1 protein-coding gene is annotated in these 1,344 nt (G+C 66.0%); it reads left to right on the top strand.

All coding sequences use genetic code 11. The features are described 5' to 3' along the window. The first annotated feature begins 90 nt into the window (after positions 1-90). Positions 91-891, top strand: coding sequence for a hypothetical protein (locus ACWEO7_RS39555; protein ID WP_452430984.1), 801 nt, complete (start codon positions 91-93; stop codon positions 889-891). Positions 892-1,344: the final 453 nt, after the last annotated feature.

Below are 1,344 nucleotides of genomic sequence, written 5' to 3'. Positions count from 1 at the left end.
GGCGACATCGACCGAAACACCTACAAGATTGAGATCGACGTCACCATCAACACCAGTTGACACCAGCCCGACCAGCCTATGTGAGCGGCATTGCATCTAGAACTCGCCGACACGAGATTGCAGATCAGTCAACCGAATCCGCTGGACTTGGCGTTGTTCGTGTTCGGAGGCGCCGCGGTCGCCGACGGTCTTCCGCTCGGGCGCGCGCTGCGTCACCTCCGGACGGTGACTCCCGCGCTGCGCAACCTGCCGGTTTTCGTGGAGGCCGTGCTGGCCGAAATGGCCCGAGTCACCGCCGAGCACGGCGATATGATCACCTGGCAGGTGGAGTCGCCGATCGCCCAGCTCGCACTGGTGAAGGCGGCGCGATTCGGTGCGCAGGCTCCGGTCGGCCGTCTGGTCGCGCGACAGTTGGCCGATTTCCTCGCGCGGGCACACGATCTCGGCGCACGAACCGTCCTGCATCTGTGCTACGGCGACTACCAGCACAAAGAACTTCTCGCCCCGCGGAGTCTTGCGCCGGCGGTAAAGCTGTTGAACACCGTCGCACGAGACCTGCGCGCTCGCGCCGTGCCGCTGCCACCCGCGCACATCCCCTGTGCCTACGGTGCTCATCCTGCCCCGCTGGAGCCGGCGTTCTACCGGCCGCTGCGCCGGCTGGACCCGGACTGGCGCGTCATCGCCGGCGTCGTGTCGCCTGCGGAAGCACAGGACAATATCCGAAGCTTGGCCTTGTTCGAAGCGGCCGCCGGTCGATCCGCCTACGGTGTGGCGACGGCATGCGGCCTCGGCCGCTGCACTGTCGAGGAGGCCGAGCGCGCCGCCGCGGCCACGGTGGCGACCGCGGCGGCGCCGAGCGAGGTCGCGCGAACCGGAATGGCGCGAGACTGAATTCAGTGCCGGCAACTGGCATCACGCCACCGGAGGCTCGCGAAGAAGTAGCTCGAGCGACGCTGCCGCGGCCGACAACTGCGGTGCGCCAAGGGATCACCGCATCGAGCCTGTGCCGGCAACGGACGAAACGGGCACGGGCATGGGGTGGCTCGGGCCGGTACCCTGGTTTCAGGGGTTGTCGCCAGAAGCGCTAAGTTACTGCGAATTTCCGTGAACCCACCCGCTATGTTCTCGTGGTTGTGTACCTTATGTTATCGAGGGTTCGCTTCGCACAGAGGAAGTGGGCCGGGGTCGTGGATACGGCCCGGCAGAAGGACTCCGTTGTCCCGTGCGGTGCATCCGTCCCGAGACGCGGACGACGTCGAGGATTGGGTGTGGCCGAATGCGTGTATCTGCTCCGATAACGGTCTCGGCTTTGGTTGTTGCTGGTGTGGTGGTGAGTGGTTCGGG

The sequence above is a fragment of the Nocardia sp. NPDC004260 genome (assembly GCF_053603155.1).
Note: the sequence above shows the minus strand (reverse complement) of the source record. Positions and strands in the feature narration are given on the sequence as shown.